Origin of the sequence: Spiroplasma endosymbiont of Tricholauxania praeusta (assembly GCF_964019535.1) — a bacterium.
GTDB classification, from domain to species: domain Bacteria; phylum Bacillota_I; class Bacilli_A; order Mycoplasmatales; family VBWQ01; genus Spiroplasma_E; species Spiroplasma_E ixodetis_A.
Genome location: NZ_OZ026450.1, coordinates 862164 through 887157, shown reverse-complemented (window position 1 = coordinate 887157; position 24994 = coordinate 862164). Strand labels below are relative to the sequence as shown.

The following is a 24994-nucleotide window of genomic DNA, read 5'->3' as shown; positions in this document are numbered from 1 at the left end:
TTTTTTTTATACTTGTATATGAAAGTAATTAAGCATAATGCTATTAATAGTACTTTGACTAATTAAACCAAGTTTTTGATATTGTTTTAATACTTCTAAAGTATAGTTATTATCATCAACAGGATAATAATTATTTAAACCTCAAAGCAAACCAGCAAATAATACTAATGAACCAATAGCAATTGGACTAAAAGCATAATACACAGTTATTTTACGATTATGATATCCGATTAAAGAAGCAAATAATCATCCTGTGACAAAAGCAATCATTCAATATAATAATGTCACTACTTGTTGATCAGTTATAAATCAAAATATTAACATTAATAAAATAGTTGTAAAGAAACGACTCATAATTGGAGTTTTAAATAATTTATAATTTCAAATGAAAGGTAACATTGCTCCTAATGAAATTACAGGAAAAACTCAAAATCCTGACATGATATTAATATTATCAACAACACTTTGTAAAATACCAGTTAGAATCATTGCACCAATTCAAATGAAAATTGCTTTTCATCATCCATAAAATCCTTCAACAAATCTGCCAACACGATAAAACATTCAAAGTGAAAATATTAAATTAATAGGAGCTGAAGGATTTATATCATTACCAGCAAATGGATAAATTAATCACCTTCAATATTGATAAGCACCAAATATTAAGTTATGATAATTGGAACCAAAAAGCAAATGTTGTTTTTTATAATCTAATGCTAATCAATCATCTTGACTAAGATTTATAATTACTAGAAAAACAACAAGTGTAATAATAGGAATTATAAAAAGAAATCAGGTAACTGCCAAATTAGCATTAGTACATTTTTTTAATGTTTCGCTTAAGTAACGACGATTTTGAAAATTAACTTTTTTTCAATTATCACTTAAAGTTCCAGTACTATTATCTTCATTAGTCTCTTCATTATTTTCAGTTTCAGTTTCAAGTTGGGGTAAGTCTACCTTAATAAATTTAGTAATACTAGGATAAAATTTAGATAATTCTTGAACAATTTTATCACTAGTAGCAATAATAACATCAACTGCTGGTGACATTCGATTTTCGTTTTGGTTATCATCATTTAAGATAACCATTAAATAACGAATATCTTTAACACCTTCATCTGCTAATTGTTTATGTAAAATTTCATAAACTTCATCTTTGTTTTTTAAATGGTGAGGATTAAAATTATTTTCTTTAATAATTTTAATGATATGATAAGTATTACTATCTTTATTAGTTAGATATACTTCACCTTTAACATGTAGTTTTAATTCTTTAGGAACATTAAATGGTCGATAATCTTGATGACTAATAAAATAATCAACTAATTGTAAACCTAAAATATCTAGAATATTATCATCCATTATTTAACACTTTCCTTTCGTAATAATTGTAATTTATTTTCAAAAAAATCAGGTAAATTACATTCAAAAGTCATAACTTTTTTAGTTGTGGGATGAGTAAAAGTAATGACTTTAGCATGTAAGTATTGTCCAATATTAGCATTTTCCAATTTAAACTTGCTGTATAAAGGGTCATTTACAATTGGATGTTCAATTCACTCAAAATGAACACGAATTTGGTGTGTTCGACCAGTTTCTAATTGACATTGAACTAAAGTATAGTCTTTAAATCGCTCAATAACTGTAAAATGAGTAGTTGCTTTCTTACTATTTTGTTCATTGACCATCATTTTTAGACGATTATTATTGCTTCTAGCAATAGGTGCTTTAATGGTTCCTGATCTACCTTTAATTGTACCATGAACTAATGCAATATAAATTCGTTTAATTTCATGTTTTTGTAATTGTTCTGCTAAAATATGATGACTAATTTTATTTTTAGCTACTAATAATAATCCTGTCGTTTGTTTGTCAATACGATGAACAATGCCTGGACGTAAATTATTTTCTTCAATATTTTCAATTTTAGACTGGAATAATAATCCGTTAACTAAAGTATTATCTCAATTACCTGCTCCTGGGTGGACAACCAAATTATTAGGTTTGTTAATAACAAGAATTTCATTATCCTCATAAACTATTTCAAAATCAATTGCAGTTGCTTTTAAAGTGTTATCTTTGTCATTTTTAATAATAATATTTATTTCATCATTATTTTTTAATAATAAGTTAGCTGATGAAATAGTTTTATTATTAACTATTACTTGCCCATTAGTGATTAAATTTTGGATAAAATTTCGTGAATAATGATGTTCTGTTAATACCATTGCTAAATATTTATCGATGCGGATATTTTTGTTTTCATGATATTTTAGTTTTATCATCTTTTGATTTTCTGTCATTGATGATTGTTGTAAATGTTCCATTGTTGACTTCATTATTGTGTTCTCCAAACTTTTCTTGATAGGCATTAATTATGGTTCCAATAATTATTTTTAGAATAATAATTGTGATACCAATGGTAATGAATATATCCGCAGTATTAAAAATAGTATATGGTGGGAATAGTTGTCATAATAAAAAGTCAATAACACCACCTTTGTGTAAAAATCTATCTGTTAAATTACCGATTGTTCCTGCAATAACAAAACTGAGACCTAGTGCTCTGTTAATAGATTTAGTAAATAATAGTCAGGTGCTACTAGCAATTGCTACTAGAAAAGCAAAAGTTATTAGAAAGATTCTTTGATTTTGAAAAAAACTAAAAGCAGAACCATAATTAATAATAAATTTTAAATTAATAAATCCGGGTATGAATTTATATTCTTCACCAGCTTTTATTCCATTTTGTACTGCTAATTTTATCATTTGATCAGTGATAATTAGAATAATAATTGCGCAAAAACAAATTATTTTAGTTAATCATTTTCAATCACGTGTTTTTAAATGATTTTTAATTGCTAATCAAGAAAATTCCATAATTACTTCTTTCTAAACTAATATTAGTTATTTACATTATTAAGGATAACACTTCAAAACAACGATTACAAACATCTTCTTTTGTTTCATTAACAATTAATCAACAGCGAGGACATTTAGTACCATCTTTTGTTTTAACATTAATAGTTCAATCATTAACGTTGCTATTATTATAATTAATATTAACTTCACTAACAATTAATAATTGTGCTAATTCTTTTTCATCAATTGTTGATAAGATATTATGATTATCTTTAAAAATAATAGTTACTATTGTTTCTAGGGCTGTTTTAACAATTTTGTCTTTTTTAGCTTGTTCAATAACTTTATTAACTTCATTTTTAAAGTTAATAAAATATTCTCATTTTTCCATTAGTTTTGTTGGTTTGTTTAAATTTCATGGTTGTGGAAATTTTTTTAAATGAATAGAATCACTGCTTGTGTTTAAATCTTTTTTAGTTAAACTTTGGAATGCTTCTTCAGTAGTGTGTGGTAAAATAGGGGCTAATAAACCAATTAAAGTTTTTACTATTAAAAACATTGTTATTTGTACTTGTTTTCTTCTAATGTCTTTTTTGCTATTAACATATAAAATATCTTTAGTAAAATCACAATAAAAAGCAGACAAATCATTAGTAACAAAATTTAAAATTAAATGATAGATAGTATTAAATTGGTAAGTTTGATAATTTTCATTAATTTTAATCACTAATCCGTTTAATTTATTTAAAATATATTGATCAACTTCTGATAAACTATTAATAATTTCTTCTTCTGTTTTATTTTCAATAGTTTTGATATCTAAATCAAATAAATTACCTAGTAAGAAACGAAAAATATTTCTGATTTTACGATAGTTTTCACTAACTTGTTTTAAAATTTCAGTACCAATTCTTGTATCATCAGTAAAATCAACACTGGCTACTCATAATCGTAAAATATCAGCACCATTAGTATCACAAATTGATTTAACACTAATAACATTACCAATTGATTTTGACATTTTATTGCCTTTAGCATCAGTTACAAAACCATGTGCTAACAAGTTTTTATATGGACTACTATTATTAGTAATAGTTCCTGTTGTTAAACTTGAATTAAATCAACCACGAAATTGATCATTACCCTCCAAATATAAATCTGCTGGTCAAGGTAAATTATTATTTTTAATAACTGCTAAGTGGGAAACACCACTATCATATCAAACATCCATGATATCTTGTTCTTTATAAAAAATACCATTTGGGCTATCTTTATGTTGATATTTAGGTGGTAATAAATCTTTTGCTTCTTTTTCAAATCAAATATTTGAACCATGTTTAGCAAATAAATCAGCCACATGATTAATAAGGTTTATATCCATGATTGGTTCTTTTTTTTCAGTGTAAAAAATTGGAATTGGTAATCCTCAAGCACGTTGACGAGAAATGCATCAATCATAGCGATTATTTGTCATTAATAACATTCTTTTTTTTGCTCATTCAGGAACAAAATTTACTTTATGAATATTTTTAGTAAGTAATGGTTTGATTTTTTCAATAGCGATAAATCATTGTAAAGTTGCACGATAAATAACCGGTTTTTTAGTTCGTCAATCATGTGGATATTGATGTTTAAATCATTTCATACCAATTAATGTACCATTATTTTTTAAGCGCTCAACAATAATTTTATTAGTATCATCATAAAACTTATTGACTAATTGTTCATCATTGATTTCTGCTGTAAATTGACCTTGATCATTAATTGGACAAAGAATTTTGATATTATGTTTTAATCCTAAATCAAAATCTTCTTCACCAAACGCTGGAGCAGTATGAACAATTCCAGTTCCATCATTTATAGTAACATGAGAACCATGAACGATTGGGGTTTTTCTTTGATATAATGGATGTAATGCTGTTAATCCAATTAAATCTTTACCAGAAATTGTTTTAACAATTATAAAATCGGTGATGTTGTTTGCTTTAGTAAAAGAATCAATCAATGGTTGTGCAATAATATATTGTTGTTCATTAGTCTTAATAATACTATATGTAAATTCTTCATTTACTGCTAACATTTGATTGCTAGGAATGGTTCATGGTGTTGTTGTTCAAATTACTAGTGAGGTAGGTAAGTTAAATATTTTTTTTTCATCATTTAGTAAAAAGGCAACATAAATAGCAGCACTAGTTTTTGTTAAATATTCAACTTCAGCTTCAGCTAAGGCACTTTCACTTGATGGTGATCAATATACAGGATATAAATTACGATATACTAGTTTTTTTTCTACCATTTTAGCAAAAACTTTAATTTGTTCAGATTCATATTTTTTATCATAAGTAACATAATGATCTTCAAAATCTGTTAGTAATCCTAATGTTTTAAATTGATTAATTTGATTAGCAACTTGCAGTTCTGCATATTTTTGACATTGTTTTCTAAAATCTGATACTGCTATTGTTTTACGATTAATTCCTGAGTTAGTAACTGCTGTTTCAATAGGTAAACCATGCGTATCTCAACCTGCAATATAGGGTGCATAATAATTGCTACTATTATAATAGCGAACAATAATATCTTTTAAAATTTTATTTAATGCATGTCCTAAATGTAGATCACCGTTAGCATATGGAGGTCCATCATGAAGGATAAAAGTTTTCGTAGATTTTTTATTTTTGTTAATTAGTTGTTGATATATTTTTTGGTCTTGTCAATATTTTTGTAGTTGTGGTTCTTTTATAGTTAAATTAGCACGCATTTCAAAGTTAGTTTGAGGCATTAATAATGTATCTTTATAGTTTTTATTCATGTATATTATTCTCCTTTAAAATAACAAGTTTTATTTGTACTAATTATTCTTTTTTATTCTTAAATCATTATACTAGTAATTACTTGAAATTTGTATAATATTTACTTTATTTTAATAATAAGATTTTATAAAACTTAAAAGTTAAAAATATTACTTTTAGTGAGTATTATTTTATAATAAAGTATAAACTTATTAAAGTTTATAAAAAATATTTTTAAAATTTTAAAAAAGAGGTTAATGAATAATGTTAAAAATTTTTATTTCATATCATCATTTAAGAGAACAAAAAGCAAAGGATGAATTATCAGAATTAATTTTGCAGTGTTATGGAGAATATTTTGAAGTGAAAGACGTATCTGTAAAACTAGGTGATATTGATCCGCAATTGCCTCCTAAAAAGATATTTAAAACTATTAGAGAAGAGTATTTAAAAGATTCAGATATTACTGTAGTTATTTTAGGAAAACATACAAAATGTAGAAAACATATTGATTGAGAAATTGCATCTTCATTATCAATATATGGTAGTCTTCATCGAAGGGGAAAAAATGGTTTATTAATACTTTTACCTGATGATTTTATTAAAAAAGCAAAAAAAAATTGTGATTTTAATGATAATGATTACAAAACTTTAATTAATGAACAAAATTCTACTCCAAGAATTTATGAAAATGTAATAAATAACTATGCAATCGTTGAAAGTTTTTCAAATGTAGTTTCAAATCCTTTAAAGTTTAAAAAATTACTTGATAAATGTCAAGATAAAGTTAAAACTGAAAAATTGAAAAAAAACTTTGATCTTTTCAAAGAAATAAATTTGTTTGAAGAAAATATAGAAGATTGTCCAAAAAAATCTAAAAAGAAACTAAATTGTTATCTCTCTTCACAAAAACAGAAATCACAAAAAAATTTGTTTGAAGAAAATATAGAAGATTGTCCAAAAAAATCTAAAAAGAAACTAAATTGTTATCTCTTTTCACAAAAATAGAAATCACAAAAAAATTTGGGGAGATTGTCAAAAATCCGGAATAAATTAATTCATATAGTCTTATTATTATGTTAGACAAGAAATAATTTGGATTTTTATGAAATTGTACATTCATCTTACTATTTTTTAAAAGATATTACAACTAAAATACTTATAATTAAGTTTAGTAAGTGCTAAACTTATGGAATAAAGTTAAGGAGAATTTAAAAATGAAAATTAAAACACTTAAAAAATTACAGTTATTAACTGTATCATTATTTATTTTAACTATTTTAACTTTAATTATAGGATTGTGATTAATAGGTTTATTTCATGGAAAAGAAGTAGTAATCTCGAAAGATATTTCTTTACATAAAATTTTAAAAAAAATATTTAAATATGATGGTTTTATATTATGAAGTAAATATAGTTTATATTATATTCTAAGTAATAATAACATTTCTCTTAAAAATTTTGGAAACTATTATACTGTTCATAATTATTATCATTATTCTTTATTACAATTTAAAATTGGAATTATTTTTTGTGAGATTTTAGTACCAATTTTAATATTTATAACTATATTTTTAATTTTAAGAATAGTTTATTTAAAAATAAAAATTAAAAATAAAAATTTTTGAGACTTTATTGCAAATTGTGAAATAATCAATAATTATTACATTCATTAAAACTATGTTTCTAAATTTATCTTATTACATTTAAAAATAACCATTTTAATATAAATTAAAATATTATATGTTCTATTACCAAGCATTTCTTTTAAAACATGTCAAATATTTGTTTCAGTAAAACAACCTATATTTCACTTTGCACCTTGATTTTCAATACCTTGTTTATTATTTTTAAAATACTGTTTCTTTAATTTTTTATGATTATCTAATTTTATATATAAATAGTTAATTAATTGTTCATATTGACCATTATTAATTAAATTTTTACAGTGATTATATTCTTCTAAATATTTTTCTTTATTTCTAGCCATTATTCCAAGATATAGTGTTCTAATTAAATGAAATTTATCTAAAACAAACTGTGCACCTAGATAATCAGCAACTTCTTTAATTCATCCTGCACTATCACCACAAATAATAATTTTTGCTTGTTCAATATTTTCATAAAATTTTTGACAATGTTCTTTAACAAATTCAGCAGTTTTTTTAACTCCAATTTTTGTTTTTGTTGGTCTAATAATTGCTTTTACTCTTTTATTTTGTACTTTGTGATTAATATTATCTGTATATGTTACTATTAATCTCATAGAATGTTTTGTACCTTTACGTTTAAAATCTCAAAACTTTCGATGTCCATCATCAATCGCTACAAAAATAGGTTGATTTTTCTCTAATTTTACTTTAACTGGGTTTGCTTCAACTATTTCGAAATTTTTAAAAACCCTATGAACACTACTAACACTAATACCTGCCTTTTTACAAATCGCACAAATATCACGATATCTTTTTCCATCAGCAAAATTTTCAATAATAGTATCTTCGATATCTTCACCAATTCTTTTATATTTTGGAAGTTCCATTTTTTCATCAACTAAACAAACATGAACTAATTTTTGTAATTTTTCATCAAAATATTCATAAATTCTTCTTTTATAAGTTACTAATCCATACATTGTTTTTCTTGTTCGATATTGAAAATCAACAATTTTATATTTCTTTTTATCTCTTGTATTTTTTATTCTTCAATCTCACTTTTCTCATTTCTTTGTTATATGTTCTAAAATTAATTTATCAATTTTAGGATATTGTTCTTTATAAGTTCATTTGTAATTAAAATTCACATTTACTTCTCCTAACTATTTTAAAAAAATCTAAATTTATTGTAAATATTTTTAAAAAATTAATTTACTTGTTTTGGATGGGTTACACTTGATTAATAGTAAAATCAGTTGTTGCATAAATACCAAAATTAATAGTACTTGCAATAAAATCACTTGCACCTAATCCAAGGGCTACACTTTCACTTAATCCACCAGTAAAAGGAGCAAGTGCTACTGCTATAACTTGTACACCAATCATTTCTAAAATTTCTCATCAAAAACTTTTATTTTCTTGTTGTTTGCTTATTCTAGTATGTTTTGGTTTATTTATGTTTAAAAGTATTGCTGTACTAGTTGTACCAATTGGCATGGCATTTAATTTCCTTTATTTAAGAGTTATTTTAATAGGATTAGTTGTTCCTTTATAATTTAAGTCATTAACATTTGCAGTAATAGTTATATATAAGTCACCTGCTTTTTGTTTTTGATTACTTACATTAGTTTTCCCTTGTGCATCACTAAAATATTTAATAGTTGGATTTGTTAAATTTGGATTTAATGATTTAAGTTCATTAGTACTTTTTATTTGTGTATTTAATTCACTATTATTGTTATTAACATTTGCAGTAATATCAGTTGTTAAACTTATAATTTTAGTTTTTAAATCAGTTTTTTCTGTTTTAATAATTCCGCATAACATTCATCTTGATGTTGTTTCATTATTGGAAATATAAGGTATTGATTCTCCAACAACTTCACCAGCAACTTTATATGCTCTTCCTGCTTTATCATCTTTAATAAAATCTACATAAATAACTGTTCTTTCTAACATATATCTTTTCATTGGTCTTGGTGTTGCTAAAACAAAAGTCATTAATTGTTTTTCATTTTTATCATTAGTAAAAATCATATAATCATCAAGAACGATTTCACATAATACACCCTTTACATATAAATTATTTCCATTTAAACGTAATTGTTGAGCTAACTGATTATCGGTAATTAAACCTTTATTATCTGCTAAATAAACTAAACTATCATAAAGACCATTAGTAATAAAAAATTTACTATTTGCAATGTTTCTAAATTGAAATAAAGTATTTCAAGCAGATAACATTGATTTTAAATATCCTATTGGTGTTGTATCTTCAATATCTATTTTAGTAGCAGATTTTGCAATTGCTTGTGTATCATCAATTGCTAATTTATCTGCTAAATCATTTGCAACTTCATATTGCATACTATCTAATAAATTTTGTCCATTATTTGCATTTAAATCTACATCTGCAATAATTTCTCCTGCAAGATATTTTTTAGTTATTTTTTTACTAATTTTATCTGTATCAACATATGGCAATTCATATCTTTTACTTTTATCATCTCAAGCAATAATTTTCACTTCTGGTTTTTTTGGTTTTTTAACAATAAACTCAATATTTACTGAATCAACAATTTCAGTAGGGAAAAAATTTGCTCATGGACTATTTGAGATTTTAAAAAACTCTATAAATTCTGGTGCTTCTACTAATCTCTCTGTATTGTCTAAATTTTGATTAAATGGTACTGACATTTTATTTTTTCCTTTCGTTTATAAATAATTTTTCTTTTTATAATTAATTAAAAAATTTTCTTTATCATTTGTTTTATTATTAATAATTATTTGTTTATTGCCACCTGTATTAATTGTTTGTTTAAATACTGGTTGTTCTTTAATCATTTTTTTAATAGTTTCTTCAATTTTTGAATTTTCTAAATTATTAGTTTTAAATTTTAAATAATCATAAAATTCAGTTTTAACTTGATATTTTTTAAATATATTAATCATTTCTTTTTCTTTAATTTCTTGATTAAGTTTATTTAACTTATTTTCTGCTTCATTAACTTTATTTTCTATTTCTTGTGAAGAAGCATTATTTTCAGTTAAAGGTTCAGTTGTTTGTTGAACATTATTTTCATTTTCTAACATTTACATCACCACTTTATTATTTATTTTCTTTATTAATTTTTTCATTTAACTTTGCTAATTTTTTTTGATGTTTAATAATTTTGTTATTTGCTCTAACATGTTTTGGAGTTGTGATAAATCTTTTTAATAAAACAATAATTTCTCTGCAAATTAATGTTCCAACACTTGTTCCAATAATTATTAATTCATGTAAAAATTCTTTCATTTCAAATTTTCCTTTCAACTATTTATTGTTTATTTTTGATTATTCATCAAATTGCCCACCATTAATTCTTTCAATCATTGATTGTGAATTACTTATAATAGTTACTAATAAAGAAATTTCTTTATTTAATTGTTCCATCCTTTCTTTATGTGTTTTTATTTCGTGATTATAATATTCAATTAATTTTTCTTTATTCATAAATTACTCACCTCCTTTATAAACTCATGTGATTATAATCTCAATTTAGTGAAGCATTATCATGATTTAATGGTACTTCGCTCATATTATCACTACCATATTGACTAGTTGTTTCACTATTAATTGTGAATCTATTATCATTTATTAATCTTGCAGTTTCATTTGTAAATGAAGTTTCTTGCATTTCTTGATTATGATGTGTAGTTTCAATAGGTAGTAAATTATGGATAATTTCACTTGCACCAGCAATTATGGTAGGTACTGCATAAGCATTATTAAAATCATTATTAATTCCCATTGCTACACCACTTGATATTAAACATCCACCAGTTGCCATATTACAAATCTTTCTTATTGTTTCAAATTTATTAGGTATTAACTCAGTTAATCCACTAATAAGATTTGAAATACCATAAGCATTTAAACTAATATATGTATCTCAGTCCATTAATGACTGATTTTCTTGTTTATTTAATAGTAATCATGGAGGACCTTCTGTTGTAGTTGTAGTAGTTATTGGAATTGGTGTTGTTGGAATAATAGGACTAATATTACTTTCTGTTCATTTACTATAATTTGCTAAACCAATTGTTCCTAAACCTAATAATATTTTTTTAGTACTATTAATTAACTTAGTTTTAGTATTTGGTCTTTGATTTAAATTTCATATATCTAAACCTAATTTTTTACCAAATAATAAACTATTAATTGAACCTAATATTGGATTAGCAATTACTTGACCATAATAAGCACTTGTACCAATCATTGCACAAATAGGACTTATACCAGTTCTAATTAATTTGGTTAAAGTATAATTTGATTGTGTATTTTCGTTTGGCATTTTATTCTCCTTTATTTGTTTTTATCAGTTCTCTTATAACATCTAATAAGGAATCTACTACATAAGAATTTAATTCAAATTCATAATTTCTAATTTTTTAACTGTTACTTTAATTCAACCTTGATAAACATCATTATCACCAACTATTAATGCAACATTACTTTCGGGGTCAGAAACAATTATGTGTTTTGATTTAACATTTGGGTATTGTCTTAAAATAATTGCTCTAATATCATTACTTGTATGAATTGCTTTTGGAAATGGTGATAATACTTCAATTTCATCTTTATTTTCAAACAAAGTAGGTAATATTATCATTAATTATTCTCCTTATTTTTAATTTGATTAGCAATTTCACTTAATATTTTCAATACTTTATATTCATTTTTTAATTCTTTAATAATAAATATTAAAATTATTATTAGTGTTATACTGGTTATTAATATTGGTGCTATTAATAAAATTTTTCATAATATCATTTTTTACTCTTTTCATTTTTTAAATCATTTAACATTAATTGAACAAAATGCACGATTTTTAGGGATGTTTAAAGTATTAAAGATTTGACCAGATACTATAATTTCATCATTTTTGTTTAATAAAATACATCGTCTATAAAATTTTGGGTTGTTAAAAATTAAAGTAACATAGTTTAATCCATTTCATTGACCACGAACACTATAATATAATTCTTTATTACCTTTTTCGTAATATTTTGCTTCAATAGTGTTACTAAGTTTTACTGTTAATTTGACATAATTTGCTTTATCTTTCATTTTTATAATTCCTTAAATAATATTGAATATGCTTATATGCATCTTGTTCATGTTTTGTAAATTTTATATTTCCTTTATAATTTTCTATTTTAGTTTTATTTTTTGGTTCACTTTCTAAATAATCTCAGTTCATAACATCTTCTACTAATACCATTAAAGCGCCAATAATTTTAGGAGTTGCTAATGGATTAGTTAATAATTGTTTTGAACTTAAAAAGAAATTTTCAACAATCACTAATATTTTTTTATTAATAAATTGTTTTTTAATTAATTTAAAATATTCTTTATATATATTTTTACTTTCTAAAACTGTTTTAGTTTTGAATATTTCATTAAAAACAATATTATTAGTTTCATTTGAATATATAACAATTTCATTATTACCAATTCCTGCTGGGTCAATTCCAATAATTAAGTCATATTTCATTATTAATCAAATTCTCTTCATTGTATTTTATTAATTAAAATTTTAATAAAATCAATTGAACCTCTTAATTTATTTAAATAATATATGTCTTTTTCTTTATTATATTGTTCTATATCACTATCTAAAATTAAATTTAATCAACTAATTAATTTTTCTTTATCCATATTTATGCCTCCTACTTAACCTAATATTTAAAATACAGTCATAACAAATTGCTTTACTATTTTTATCTCTTAAAAAATATTTTCTTGTTTTTATATCATTAGTATTAAAGAATAAATAATCTAATTTATGTTGTTTACATGTTCAACAAAAATATTTTTTCATTATGAGTTGAAATTTCCTTATATGAAGTAACTAGATAATTAATTGGTAAATCATCATGTTTATATGGATTATTTATTTTAAAACCTTTTCTATTTTCTTCTCACGTAATGTTATATTTAAAACAAGGATTAGTAATTTTAGTTTTGTTATCTGTTATTTCACCTATAAATCAACTATTATGCTGTTCATAAAATTTTAATGGTTCAAGTTTTATATCATTAAGATAATATTCTTTTGGAGCAGTTGGTTTATTAACAGTTATTTTTTGGTCTTTAATATATGGTTCTAATAATTTTATTAATTCATTACCACTTAATTCTCTTTTAATATTTTCTAAATTAAAAACTCAATATGTGTAACTGTTATCAACAATAAAAGAATTATTTTTAATCATTCATTTTGGAAGTGATAATTTATATTCAACATAATCAATAAGAATAGATTGTGGTTTATCTTTAACAATTTGTTCTTTTTTAAATTCTATTTGCATAATAATCCTTTCCTAATATGTTCTGTTGCTTCTAGCATAAAGAACATATATTTTGATTTTTAGATTATTAATAATACTACTATTCGTTTTATTCATTTCAGCAATTCTGGGCTCAAAAATAAATTGTGAAATTTTAAAAAACATTGAGGCATTCGATTCAATATTTATTTAATTTGTGTTAAACAAATTAATATTTTAATTGAACCGGCACCGCTCAATTTTTTTTACAAGTTTGAAATTTATTTTCTCGCCCAAAAAAATTTTTCAAAAAAAATAAAAAATAAAACCAACACTTGCTCACTGGGGAGTGGCAAGGTTGGTTAAATAAAGAATAGAATTAATATAGTAGGTTCCCTAGTAGGTCTATATATACTAGTTTCCAATTCGCTCCCACCCCAAGAATTACCATTAAATGGTTAGTATAATTTATTAGGTATCACTCCACTTTTTATTTATTCATGCAAGTCCACATGTTCTAGCTACTATTTTTAACAACTGTGTTGTAGTTCACTTTTTTAGTTCCCTAACACGTGTTGATAATAGCGTTAAAGACGGTTATTAAAAATTTTAAAATTTTACAATTACAAAAAAAGACAAGATTATTTCTTGTCTTTTTCCTTGTTAATAATTTTTATTTTATCTTATAAAATCTATATTTTTTAAAATACGTCGAATATAAATTTAAGGGTAAAAGAGAATTTAATTTGTCTATCATCATTTTTAAATGGTAATTTCGGAAATAAGTTACTAATATGATAATTAATTATTTCGTAACTTTGACAACCGCCCAAAAATTTGTTTGAAGAAAATATAGAAGATTGTCAAAAAAAATCTAAAAAGAAACTAAATTGTTATCTCTTTTCACAAAAACAGAAATCACAAAAAAATTTGTTTGAAGAAAATATAGAAGATTGTCCAAAAAAATCTAAAAAGAAACTAAATTGTTATTTCTCTTCACAAAAACAGAAATCACAAAAAAATTTATTTGAAGAAAATATAGAAGATTGTCCAAAAAAATCTAAAAAGAAACTAAATTGTTATTTCTCTTCACAAAAACAGAAATCACAAAAAAATTTGTTTGAAGAAAATATAGAAGATTGTCCAAAAAAATCTAAAAAGAAACTAAATTGTTATTTCTCTTCACAAAAACAGAAATCACAAAAAAATTTGTTTGAAGAAAATATAGAAGATTGTCCAAAAAAATCTAAAAAGAAACTAAATTGTTATTTCTCTTCACAAAAACAGAAATCACAAAAAAATTTGTTTGAAGAAAATATAGAAGATTGTCAAAAAAAATCTAAAAAGAAACTAAATTGTTATCTCTTTTCACAAAAACAGAAATCACAAAAAAATTTATTTGAAGACATTAAAACAAAAGTGAATAATATAGACTCTATTTCTGCAACTATTCAATATTTATTTGTTGATTTCTTTTTTTAAATCAAATTATTATCAAAAATATATAAAATTAAAAAGGTTTTATTTTTTTTAGTAAATAAAACTAAAAAAACTTTATTTTAGTAGTATAATAAAAATACTTACTTAGTTAAGGGTAAGTAAATATTCATTGCGGTTGGCACCTAACAGTGAATAGGAGTTACCATTATTGGTAACTCTTTTATTTTAAATAATTATTATATATAGCTAACGAAAGTAATGTTTACTCATAAATAATGTAAAATAATAATATGTAATTTAAACAATTCTTGCACTTACAAGTATAATTCAGCAATAATTAAAATAGATTAGGAAGATTAAATTATGCCAAAACCATACAGTGAGGACTTACGAAGAAAAGTAATAGAAGTTTATGAAAGTAAAAACATGAAAATTAAAGAAATTTGTAAAGTGTTCAATATCACTAGAAAGACTTTATTTTTATGAAGAAAAAGAAAGCAAAAAACCGGAAATATAAAACCAATTTTGAATTATCAAAAAGGACATAGCCACAAAATAAAGGATTTAGATGAATTAAAAAATTATTTAGCAGAAAATAAAGATGTTACAGTTCAAAAAGTAATTGAAAAATTTGGTGATATGACAAAAGAAACAGTTTATAACTATTTCAAAAAACTAAATTATACATATAAAAAAAACTTTTCTATATGAACAAAGAGATAAAAATAAACAAGAAGATTTTTTAAAAGAAATAGCGAAAATAATGAATGAAGATTTGGTATATATTGATGAATCTGGAATTGATGATAATGAATTTTATAAATATGGTTGGTCTGAAAAAGGTAAAAGATTATTTGATAATAAACCTGCATATAAAATAAAGAGAATGAGTATAATTGGTGCACTAAATAAAGGTAAATTAAAAGCTCTATGAGCATTTGAAGGACATTGCAATAGTAAAATTTTTGAATCATATGTTAAAAATATACTAATTCCAGTATTAAAGTGTGGACAAATTATAGTTTTAGATAATGCGACGTTTCATAAATCTAAAGCAACAAAACAATTGGGAGCATACCGATGTTGTCAATAATATTCAAATTTGTCTTAAAATTATAAAGTTAGACGAGAATAATTTTGACTTCAATATGCAATTGTATGTTAATCTTAACACTTAGAAAATATTAGTCAACAATAATACTTACTTTTATAACTCAAAAATTCTTATTAAACTTTACGTTAATAAGTTTTATTTTATTTTTAGTTATTTTTTAAATTTAAGTTTTAATTTATAATAACTGGATGGCTGTATTTATTTGATAACATTTAAAATTAACCATTTTTGTATACATATCAATGTTATAAGTTCTATCACCAATCATATGCTTTAAAATTTGTTTAATATTAGTTTCAGTAAAGCAACCAATATTTTCAACTAGTGCTTGGTTTAATACACCATCTTTTGCATTAATAAAATAACCAACTTTTATTTTTTTATATTGTAAAGTTAATGATTGTAAAAAATCAATTAATTCATAATATTCACCTTTGGCAAATAAATTTATTGCATTTTGATAGTGTAATTTAGCAATTTGATTTTTTCTTCTTCCAGCCATGATACCAAGAAATAAAACATGAAAAGCATGAAATTTATCTAAAATAAATTTGGCATTTAAAATGGTAGCAGTTTTTCTAATTCATTTTGCACTGTCTCCACAAACTATTAAATTTGCTTGGTCAAAGTTTTCAAAAAATAAATTACCATATTTTTCTATTAATTTTGCGGTTTTTTCAGCACCAATTTCTGTTTTTGATACTCTTATTTTACATACAGCTCTTTTATTAATTAATTTTCCATTTTTCTTTTTACCAGTACACATTACTATTAATCTCATCGAACATTTTTTACAATTTTTAGTATTGTGTTTTTCATTAAACTTAAATTTTCGATGACCATCATCAATATTTACATATAAATTTTGATTTGGTTGTAATGGTATTTTGGGAATATTTGCTTTTGGTAATTCAAATTTTTGATATGTTCTACAAACTGTACTATTACTTATTAAATCTTCAATAAAAGTATCACAAACATCACGATACTTTTTACCATCAGCAAAATATTTTAAAATTTGTTTAATAACGTTAGGTGCAAGTTTACTATATTTTTTAACACCAAGATAGTTATCTAATAAGGATGCATATTCAGTTTTTTGTTTTTCTATGTTATAATAAGTACAAATACGTCGTTTATAAGTTAATAAACCTTTTTTTGCTTTTAGTTTTCGTTGTCTAAATCTATATGATTTATATTTAGATTTATCACATGTACTTCATAAATAATCATCTATTTTTTTAAATAATTCTTCTGTTTGTTTTAAACTTAATTCATCTTGATTAAAATCGTGTTTGTCTCAATCAAAAAGATTAGGAAATGGTAGTGTTAACATTTTTAATGTTCCTTTCTTTTAAATAATTTAATTTTAACTTATATATGTTAATAAGGAGTAAAATATGGCTTTTATTAGTAGTTATGCACAACTGAATAAAAAATATAATCTTAATTTTAGTGATAATAATTATAGTTTTAGTTGAGATATTTTTAAAGCATTTGTTGGTGATGAATGAGCAGAATATTTTACTACTAATTGTTTTTATCGTTTTATACCAACAGCACGTGGAACAAGAAAAACTTGAAACTGTTTAGCATTTGATTTATTTATATGTTGTAATTTTAGTGATAGTAGTGTCCAAGAAGTAAGAAGATATGAAAATACTCATAGTGAAACTACAATTGGTGCTTTAATGAATGTTTGTCAAGTTTTATTAGATACATATAATATTAATTTATTACCTAATAATCCACATGGCATTAAATGAAAAATTACTAAGGATGGGGGATGTATTATCTTTCCAAGTAATCAACAAATTGATTTTATTGGTTATGCTAATGGTAATAAAATTTTTGGAAAAGAAGCAGGTGGGTCAAGTTTTTTAGGTTCAAGAACAGATGAAATAATCATGGCAGAAGAAAAAGAAACACTTACTGATAAAGAATTAACATATCGCTATGAGCGATTAGAAATATCTATGTTTAGAAGTAACAGAATTAAAGTGTCAAATGAACCAATTAAAGAATGAAATTGAACTTTTATTGATAAAAATATATATAGCCCTACTTTTGGAAAAAAGATTACTCGTTATTTTTATAAAAACTTTTTTATGACTTTTACATGCAATCCTTATGATAAATATCATCCATTTTATTTAAAATACTGTACGCCATTTTTACCATTAAATAATGAAGTAATGGAAAATCTTAAAAAAATTGGCAAAGTTTATTATGAAAATAAAGACATGTTTAGTGGTTTAGGTTTATTTGTTTTAAGATTCACTATTAAACCATTTTGAGATAAGTTACCGGATATCCAAAAAAGAAAATTATTAGAAATGAAAAAAAGTAATGAAGATGAATATAATACTGTTTATTATGGTTTTGAATTTTTAGATAGTGATGCAACAATTTTCCCATTTCAAAAAACAGTAAAATATTGACAATCATATGATTTAAAACAATTTTATAATCAAGAAAAAGAAATGTATAAATTTGATTTTTATAGTGTTGGTATTGATTGAGCTACGGGACCAAAAGACCATACTGTATTTATGGTAGTTGGTTTTAAAGAATATAATAATACTGGTTATTATGATGCTTATATTATTTGTGAATTAGTAGTTACACCAAATGACTTTATAAATGAAAATGAAAAAATTAATGCTTATGTTAATGAAATTTTAGGATTAATGGATAATTTTGAAAATTTTGAACAAGCAATTTATTTTTATGATGATAAAGCAAGAACAGCAATGGATTGATTAAATCAAAAATTAATTGATGAATACAATACTATTTTAATAACACAAACTGCTATTAAACATGCTTCAAATTTAAATCAAGAAGCCGGATTAACTAATAGAGTAGTTTGAATGAGAAATATTATGAGTTATGGAAACTTTTACGCAAATAAAGATGATTTACCAAAAACAACTCAATGTTTAGAAGAATTACGTTATGATGAAACAAAAACTAATATTCCTGACAAAAATATGTATCAAGACCCTTATGATGCTCTGTTTTATGCACTGTATCCATATAAAAATGTAATTAGGGGTAAAAATAATGCTACTGTGAAAAAAAGTATCTTCACATTTGCTATATAATAAACAATTTCAATATAATTAATAGTATAGGTATTATAAAATAAACGCCTTTAATTTAGGCGTTATTTTCCATTTAAAAGCATACTTGTAAAAATAATCAAAAATAGTACAATTTAAAAGTAAAATCAAGGAAAAAAAGGAGTAATTTAATATGAAAACATGAATAAAAACAAATTTAAGTAAAATAACATTAGCATTAGCACTAACTGGTGCTACAACTGGAACAATAGGTTTAATCATGGGGGGGGTGCTTACCCATAATATAGGTACTAATATTAAATCTTATCTAGAAACAAATGGACAAGTAGTATTAGGAACAACAACTATATGGTCACATAAAAGTTTAGATAATCATCAAATATATTTATATTTTGATAAAATAAAGCATAATAATGATGATATAGTATGAGATGGAAATTATCCAGAAGGGTACTTTAATCATTAAATTTCTAGATTTATATAGGAAATATTTTCATTATATTTATCAAATAAATTAATATTATGTAAATTTATTTCTTGTTTATCAGTAATTAAAATTAAATCATAATTACCAGCACCAAATATACCACTAATTTCTACCCGATTTAAGTTATTAATCGGGTTTTCAATTTGTAACTGAAATTCATTATCATTATCAATTTGTGAAATTTCTTTATAAAATTCTAATTTAGAAAATAATTGAGATTTATTTGAACCATATAAATTTAAAGCATTTTGAATTTTATTTTTGTCAATAATTGCTCTTGTAAAATATTTACCATATTCACCATTACCTAATGTTCAATCAGCAGGAATTAATGACGGAATATTATTACTTTCTAATTCATTAGTTATAGATAATCAGTTAAATTGATTATCATCTAATTTAAATAATTCATTTTGACTAATATCATTATTTTTTAATTTAACGTTATTAATATCAGTAAAATCAAAATATTCAGATTTTAATATAACCTTTATATCTTTATATTGTCAAAAATCATTTTTACTAGGTTTTATTGGACTTGATTTTAATTCAAAATAATAAGGTAACAAAATTTTATTATCATCATTTAAACCTTTATTAATTGACATACTTGAATAAATATTATTTGATAACATAATAAATACTTGTTTAAATATTTTAACTTGTTCTAAATTAATATAATTTGGATAATCTAATTTTCATTGTCTAAATAAATTAGTAATAACTTCATCTGGCTTTTGTCCTTCAAATTTCTCCTTTAATTTTGCAATAGCATTTTCTGGTTTTCCATTTTTCTCATTATATGTAGCACCTTCAAAATTTCTATTATAGTTATATGTGTAACTTAACATATCTAATAATAACTGTTGTAAACTATCATTAGTTGGTGCATCTTTAATTTCTATTTCAATATCATCAAATTTATTATTAGTTGCAACATATTGATAAAATTGACTTTCACCTACAAAATCTCAAACTTCTTTATCCTTTAATTCTTTTTGACTTTTTAATGGTCATTTACCACCTAAAACATTACTAAACTCATATCCTAATCAAGCATGGGTTATTCTTGCATTATTAATAACTTCTCTTCTTGTTACAGAACCACTACTAATTTTAATTAAGTCTAAAACTGATTTTTCTTGTCCAATAAATTGTTTTGCTAAATTTCAAGGTAATATTTGTTCACTAAATCATTGTTGTAAAATTCTAACTTTTGGTTGAGTTTCAATAGGCATTGATAATAAGGGAAATGCTATCTTATCTTTAACAAATAACTTAGGGTATACTTCCATATTGTCAACTTCACCAAGTACCTTTATATTGCCAAAAATCATGCTTCTAGGGGCTTTAATTTTTAAACCAGTAACTTTGGTATCTTTATCTAATGGTTTTTGTAATTTAATAATAATTGGATAACCATCTCTTGTTTTAAAATCTTTAATTTTAATAATAGTAATACTTTTAGTACTTCTTGTTTTTGGATTTTGATAAGGCTGTGAATAATTATTAATAATATATAAATTATCAATATTATTTTCAGTTAAAGGTTCATTAATAGAAACAGCATATAACTTAAATTGATTTAATAAATTTATTTCTTGAAAAATTAAATTTTTAATATCAGTCATACTATATTCAATTGTATTATCATTAATATTTGTACTTGCTCTTTGATTTAATTGCATAGTAAAATCAGATGTTTCAACAGCAGTAGTTTTTAATACTTTTTCAATATCAATAAATCCGATTTTAATAGTATTTGCTGAAAATTTTAAAGTATTATTTTCATTATTTTTAAATAAACGTTCAATTTCATAAATATAAATTGTTCTTTTTTTAAATTCATCGTATGCTCTATTAATATCGGGGTCACTAGTTGCTCTCATCATATTAGTAAAGTCATAAGGAATATTATCAATTAAATAATCATTTTCTACTTCTGCTTGATTAAGTTTAGTTTGTTTCTGTGGAAATTTCGTTTGTGGTTTGTTGTTGTTTTCCATTGTTTTCTCCTATTAATTGGTTATTTTCGGGATTAAATAATTTTAATCTCACTGTTAAATTATTAATTTCTTGTTCATCATTAATATTAAATGTTTTACTATTTAATAAGTCTTTATCTAAACGTACTAATATTTGAATAAATTTAAGAATATCAATATTAAATTGTCATAATTTTTGTTCAATATAGTTAATAGTTGAAATATTTACTGCTGTACTTTCGGGAACTGATTGTTGTGCAGATTTCTTTTGACTTGGTATATGAATACCACAACGTTTAAATATTTCATTAACATTTCAATCGTATATATCAGTTAAATTTTTACCTTTAAAATTACTATTTGTCATATTAATATTTTCATTTTGTTCGTTATTATCTCCACCACTTTTAAATATGTAGTTTTTAGTAACCAAAGTTCTTACTGTTTGTTCTAATGCTGATTGAACATTCCCATAAGTTTGATTAAAAATAAATTTAGGTGAGTTTAAAATAGTATCTAAAACAATTTGTTCATAAATAACATCTAATGCTTTAATTTTATCCATTACTTTATCACAATCTGCTAATTCATTTGCTTTATTTCGCATAATTGCTATTGGTATATAATTAATATTTAGTGTTTGTTCTTGCTCTAAATTTGGATTATTAATGAATGATTTAAAATCTAATGGAAATTGTTTTTTATTATCACTAATACTATAAATTGCACGATTAATAGTTACTTGTTCATTATTTAATGTATAAATTTCAAATAATCTTACATTTTGTGCATTTTGTTGATAACTATCATAAAAAATAGTACATTGAATTAATTTACCGGTAATATCATAAACTCTTTGTTGAATATCTATTACTTGAAAATATAAATCATCATTAGCAATAAAAATTAAATAACCACTAATTCCTAATTTGCTTAATTTAAAAATAGAATTTCAATTTTTTCTATAAAATTCTTGCTGAATTAAGTATTTTTTAATAGTTTCATTATTAATATCTAATGGAGCATTATATAAATTAGCATTATTTTCTGCTACAAAATCAGTAAAATAAGTTTCATGGTTAAAATCATTAAAACCAAAATAATTTAAAATAGAAGCATGTGTACTTTTATTTTTATTAGTTAAAAATTTTACTTTTTCATTTTGATTATCACTAGTATTTGTTTTATCTTTTCTTTTAAATAAACTTAACATAATATTCACCACCTTTCTAAAATATTTGATTAATTTTTAATACAATTTTTACAATAATAAATATAATTAAACCAGCAGTTGCAGAAGATAATAGTACTCCAATTAAACCTAAAATAATTTTTATAATTTTAAAAAACATAATATTATTCCTGTAATTCTTCTAATTTTCATACATTACCTTTTAAATTACCTTTTCCGCTATAAATAGTAATCAATTTTGCATGTTGAACTGATAAAATTACTATATTAGCACTATCATTAAAGGTTTGTATTTGTACACCATCAATTTTTTTATCAGTTATAATAAATTCTTGTATAGTATAAACTGGATTATATATACTTCAAGAATAATAAACTCTATAATGTTTATTAACTATAAAATCATAAGTAATTTGTCAATTATCTCATTTATTTTTTTCTCTTGTTCCTACTTCTTTTCAATTTGAACGACTTGGACTTGGTGTTGGAGGAATATCTTTTAATTCATTAATAGCACCGGCAATAGTTTTATCAGTAGTTTCTAAATTAGGAATTTCAGTACTAATAGTATTGATAGAAAAAACATATTTAAAATGGTCTTTATCCATTTTATCTTCTATTTTTTTATCTACTTCTTCTTTTTTATAATAATCAGATAAATCAGTTTTACCACCAATAGCACTAATAGTATTAGTTACTTCATCAATTTTAATATTTTCGCCAGTAGTTAATTTATTTTGCTTTTTATCTAATAAATTATTAGTTTCTATTTTTGTATAATAATCACGTTCAGTACCTTCTTCTGCTATAAATTCAGTTGGTGTCCCAGTTCCTTGATATTGATATACTTCAATTTGATTAATTACATTTGTATTAAATTCTATTGTTGGAGGAGTAGGAGAAACTTCGAATAAAATTTTTTTTATACTATAATCATAAAATAAAGTTACGCTTCTAGTAGCATCTGCTACTGTTGTCATTTCTTCTCATGATATTATTTGAATGATTGATTTTGTATTATAACTTTCATTGTTATTTAATAAAAATTTTATTTCTTTTTTAAGAGTATTAACTATTTTTTTATCATTTTTATCTTGTAAATCAATTACTCAAAGAATTATAGTTCATTTATCTAAATAAAAATCATCATTATTAATTTTCTTTCATAATGGACTAGTTTCAATATTAAATCAATTATTTTTAATATCATCAATACTTTCATTAGTTTTAGTTAATTCATCATTCAATTTAGTTATATTATTTTCATTTGTAGTAATTCGTTTTTGTTGTTTAGCAGAAAAATCACAAGTTGGTGCATGCGTATAATCACCAATTTGTGGATTATTTTGTAATGCTTCGGGGGATAATGTACCAATTTCATCAGGTCAATCTAAAATCATTGTTTCAGATTCTTTATCATAATCTGTTGCAACATAACCTTTATTTATAAATTTTGTAACAGGACCTCTATATATTTCATTTTCATTATCATCAACTAAATCATCATATAATTTAATTTGTTTTGATAATGTAAATTCTTTTTGTTCTTTTATTAATTCATCAACTTGATTTCTAGTATAAAATGCTTTTAAGTCAATTTTTTCAACATCTATTTCATCATCATTATAACTTGAAAATATTTGTTTTAATTCTGTTAATCTTGCTCATATTTTCATTCTACTAGGTGCTAAATCTCAAACATTAATTGTAGGAGTACTATTTGCACTAAATTGAGTACCATTATTAAATTGAATAGTAGCATCAACATTAAATTCAATTGGTGTACGATTAAATACTCAATGTTCAACCATAACATAAACCATATCTCTTAATGTTTCTTTAATTAATTCATCTTTAAAACTATCAAAAGGAAATTTAGATAAAATAAAATCAAGATAAGCATTAATATCATTTTGAGCACGAATAGCAAAAGTTTTAAATCAATCATTAACATTAGGTCATGTTTGTATATATTGCTGTGGTGTTTCTGTAATTTTTCCAGTTAATGGATATCAGTTATTATAATTTTCAAGACTGACATCAGTTCAAAGTTTATTAATCATAAT

General features: G+C 23.1%; 29 protein-coding genes. 7 read left to right on the top strand and 22 right to left on the bottom strand.

Annotated elements, in window-relative coordinates:
* Window positions 1-6: 6 nt before the first annotated feature.
* From AACK96_RS04785 to ileS, 4 genes are read right to left on the bottom strand one after another with little or no spacing between them, the layout of a single operon-like run.
* A complete protein-coding gene (locus tag AACK96_RS04785) occupies window positions 7-1365 on the bottom strand; it encodes a hypothetical protein (protein WP_338973600.1) in 1359 nt (452 codons plus the stop codon).
* Window positions 1365-2342 carry an RluA family pseudouridine synthase gene (locus AACK96_RS04780; protein ID WP_338973597.1) on the bottom strand — a complete coding sequence of 326 codons (978 nt, stop codon included), beginning with the start codon at window positions 2340-2342 and terminating at the stop codon, window positions 1365-1367. The genes AACK96_RS04785 and AACK96_RS04780 overlap by 1 nt, the downstream gene beginning before the upstream one ends.
* Window positions 2242-2883, bottom strand: coding sequence for a signal peptidase II (gene lspA / locus AACK96_RS04775; RefSeq protein ID WP_338973595.1), 642 nt, complete (start codon window positions 2881-2883; stop codon window positions 2242-2244). Before lspA ends, AACK96_RS04780 begins: the two co-directional genes overlap by 101 nt.
* 31 nt (window positions 2884-2914) lie before the next feature.
* On the bottom strand, window positions 2915-5677 hold the full coding sequence (gene ileS / locus AACK96_RS04770) for an isoleucine--tRNA ligase (RefSeq protein WP_338973592.1): 2763 nt from the start codon (window positions 5675-5677) through the stop codon (window positions 2915-2917).
* A 244-nt stretch (window positions 5678-5921) separates the two neighbouring features.
* Here ileS and AACK96_RS04765 point away from each other — a divergent pair, with 244 nt between their 5' ends.
* Window positions 5922-6665 carry a TIR domain-containing protein gene (locus AACK96_RS04765; RefSeq protein WP_338973589.1) on the top strand — a complete coding sequence of 248 codons (744 nt, stop codon included), beginning with the start codon at window positions 5922-5924 and terminating at the stop codon, window positions 6663-6665.
* Window positions 6666-6874: 209 nt separating this feature from the next.
* Window positions 6875-7333, top strand: coding sequence for a hypothetical protein (locus tag AACK96_RS04760; RefSeq protein ID WP_338973586.1), 459 nt, complete (start codon window positions 6875-6877; stop codon window positions 7331-7333).
* A gap of 2 nt (window positions 7334-7335) precedes the next feature.
* On the opposite strand, the gene AACK96_RS04755 is transcribed toward AACK96_RS04760, so the two are convergent.
* The 13 genes from AACK96_RS04755 to AACK96_RS04695 all read right to left on the bottom strand — a co-directional run bounded on the left by AACK96_RS04755 (window position 7336) and on the right by AACK96_RS04695 (window position 13666).
* The gene (locus AACK96_RS04755) at window positions 7336-8457 is read right to left on the bottom strand and encodes an Mbov_0401 family ICE element transposase-like protein (protein WP_338973583.1); all 1122 of its coding nucleotides are present in this window, start codon (window positions 8455-8457) and stop codon (window positions 7336-7338) included.
* 82 nt (window positions 8458-8539) lie between these two features.
* On the bottom strand, window positions 8540-8806 hold the full coding sequence (locus AACK96_RS04750) for a hypothetical protein (RefSeq protein ID WP_338973580.1): 267 nt from the start codon (window positions 8804-8806) through the stop codon (window positions 8540-8542).
* Window positions 8807-8821: 15 nt separating this feature from the next.
* Window positions 8822-10006: a hypothetical protein gene (locus tag AACK96_RS04745; protein ID WP_338973577.1), complete on the bottom strand. Its 1185-nt coding sequence runs from the start codon at window positions 10004-10006 to the stop codon at window positions 8822-8824.
* A gap of 18 nt (window positions 10007-10024) precedes the next feature.
* Complete coding sequence (locus tag AACK96_RS04740; RefSeq protein ID WP_338973574.1) at window positions 10025-10402, bottom strand: hypothetical protein; 378 nt, start codon at window positions 10400-10402, stop codon at window positions 10025-10027.
* A gap of 16 nt (window positions 10403-10418) precedes the next feature.
* On the bottom strand, window positions 10419-10607 hold the full coding sequence (locus AACK96_RS04735; RefSeq protein ID WP_174480113.1) for a hypothetical protein: 189 nt from the start codon (window positions 10605-10607) through the stop codon (window positions 10419-10421).
* 39 nt (window positions 10608-10646) lie between these two features.
* On the bottom strand, window positions 10647-10805 hold the full coding sequence (locus AACK96_RS04730; protein WP_174480221.1) for a hypothetical protein: 159 nt from the start codon (window positions 10803-10805) through the stop codon (window positions 10647-10649).
* Window positions 10806-10821: 16 nt separating this feature from the next.
* Window positions 10822-11646: a hypothetical protein gene (locus tag AACK96_RS04725; RefSeq protein WP_338973572.1), complete on the bottom strand. Its 825-nt coding sequence runs from the start codon at window positions 11644-11646 to the stop codon at window positions 10822-10824.
* A gap of 69 nt (window positions 11647-11715) precedes the next feature.
* Window positions 11716-11964 carry a hypothetical protein gene (locus tag AACK96_RS04720; protein ID WP_338973570.1) on the bottom strand — a complete coding sequence of 83 codons (249 nt, stop codon included), beginning with the start codon at window positions 11962-11964 and terminating at the stop codon, window positions 11716-11718.
* Window positions 11964-12125 carry a hypothetical protein gene (locus tag AACK96_RS04715; protein WP_174480256.1) on the bottom strand — a complete coding sequence of 54 codons (162 nt, stop codon included), beginning with the start codon at window positions 12123-12125 and terminating at the stop codon, window positions 11964-11966. The genes AACK96_RS04720 and AACK96_RS04715 overlap by 1 nt, the downstream gene beginning before the upstream one ends.
* Window positions 12126-12128: 3 nt before the next feature.
* Window positions 12129-12422: a hypothetical protein gene (locus tag AACK96_RS04710; protein ID WP_338973567.1), complete on the bottom strand. Its 294-nt coding sequence runs from the start codon at window positions 12420-12422 to the stop codon at window positions 12129-12131.
* The gene (locus AACK96_RS04705) at window positions 12412-12849 is read right to left on the bottom strand and encodes a hypothetical protein (protein WP_338973565.1); all 438 of its coding nucleotides are present in this window, start codon (window positions 12847-12849) and stop codon (window positions 12412-12414) included. The genes AACK96_RS04710 and AACK96_RS04705 overlap by 11 nt, the downstream gene beginning before the upstream one ends.
* 2 nt (window positions 12850-12851) lie before the next feature.
* Window positions 12852-13013, bottom strand: coding sequence for a hypothetical protein (locus tag AACK96_RS04700; RefSeq protein ID WP_338973562.1), 162 nt, complete (start codon window positions 13011-13013; stop codon window positions 12852-12854).
* A gap of 134 nt (window positions 13014-13147) precedes the next feature.
* Window positions 13148-13666 (bottom strand): hypothetical protein, encoded by a 519-nt coding sequence (locus AACK96_RS04695; RefSeq protein WP_338973560.1) that lies wholly within the window; start codon window positions 13664-13666, stop codon window positions 13148-13150.
* A 795-nt stretch (window positions 13667-14461) separates the two neighbouring features.
* Between AACK96_RS04695 and AACK96_RS04690 the strand changes: the two genes are divergently transcribed.
* The 3 genes from AACK96_RS04690 to AACK96_RS04680 all read left to right on the top strand — a co-directional run bounded on the left by AACK96_RS04690 (window position 14462) and on the right by AACK96_RS04680 (window position 16157).
* Window positions 14462-15106: a hypothetical protein gene (locus AACK96_RS04690; protein WP_338973557.1), complete on the top strand. Its 645-nt coding sequence runs from the start codon at window positions 14462-14464 to the stop codon at window positions 15104-15106.
* Between the two features lie 321 nt (window positions 15107-15427).
* A complete protein-coding gene (locus tag AACK96_RS04685; RefSeq protein ID WP_338973555.1) occupies window positions 15428-15787 on the top strand; it encodes a helix-turn-helix domain-containing protein in 360 nt (119 codons plus the stop codon).
* 40 nt (window positions 15788-15827) lie between these two features.
* Window positions 15828-16157: a transposase gene (locus AACK96_RS04680; protein ID WP_338973552.1), complete on the top strand. Its 330-nt coding sequence runs from the start codon at window positions 15828-15830 to the stop codon at window positions 16155-16157.
* 196 nt (window positions 16158-16353) lie between these two features.
* Here AACK96_RS04680 and AACK96_RS04675 read toward each other — a convergent pair whose 3' ends face one another.
* Entirely contained in the window at window positions 16354-17514 is a 1161-nt protein-coding gene (locus tag AACK96_RS04675) for an Mbov_0401 family ICE element transposase-like protein (RefSeq protein ID WP_338973382.1), read from the bottom strand.
* A 64-nt stretch (window positions 17515-17578) separates the two neighbouring features.
* Here AACK96_RS04675 and AACK96_RS04670 point away from each other — a divergent pair, with 64 nt between their 5' ends.
* Window positions 17579-19285 carry a hypothetical protein gene (locus AACK96_RS04670; protein WP_338973384.1) on the top strand — a complete coding sequence of 569 codons (1707 nt, stop codon included), beginning with the start codon at window positions 17579-17581 and terminating at the stop codon, window positions 19283-19285.
* Between the two features lie 151 nt (window positions 19286-19436).
* Window positions 19437-19730 carry a hypothetical protein gene (locus AACK96_RS04665; RefSeq protein ID WP_338973550.1) on the top strand — a complete coding sequence of 98 codons (294 nt, stop codon included), beginning with the start codon at window positions 19437-19439 and terminating at the stop codon, window positions 19728-19730.
* Here the strand turns inward: AACK96_RS04665 and AACK96_RS04660 are convergent.
* The 4 genes from AACK96_RS04660 to AACK96_RS04645 are packed head-to-tail and all read right to left on the bottom strand — an operon-like array spanning window position 19727 to window position 24991.
* Window positions 19727-21757, bottom strand: a complete 2031-nt coding sequence (locus AACK96_RS04660; RefSeq protein ID WP_338973548.1) for a hypothetical protein — start codon at window positions 21755-21757, stop codon at window positions 19727-19729. The genes AACK96_RS04665 and AACK96_RS04660 overlap by 4 nt on opposite strands.
* Window positions 21708-22949 (bottom strand): hypothetical protein, encoded by a 1242-nt coding sequence (locus AACK96_RS04655; RefSeq protein ID WP_338973389.1) that lies wholly within the window; start codon window positions 22947-22949, stop codon window positions 21708-21710. Before AACK96_RS04655 ends, AACK96_RS04660 begins: the two co-directional genes overlap by 50 nt.
* Window positions 22950-22965: 16 nt before the next feature.
* Window positions 22966-23088 carry a hypothetical protein gene (locus AACK96_RS04650; RefSeq protein WP_338973392.1) on the bottom strand — a complete coding sequence of 41 codons (123 nt, stop codon included), beginning with the start codon at window positions 23086-23088 and terminating at the stop codon, window positions 22966-22968.
* 4 nt (window positions 23089-23092) lie between these two features.
* Window positions 23093-24991, bottom strand: coding sequence for a hypothetical protein (locus tag AACK96_RS04645; RefSeq protein WP_338973545.1), 1899 nt, complete (start codon window positions 24989-24991; stop codon window positions 23093-23095).
* Window positions 24992-24994: the final 3 nt, after the last annotated feature.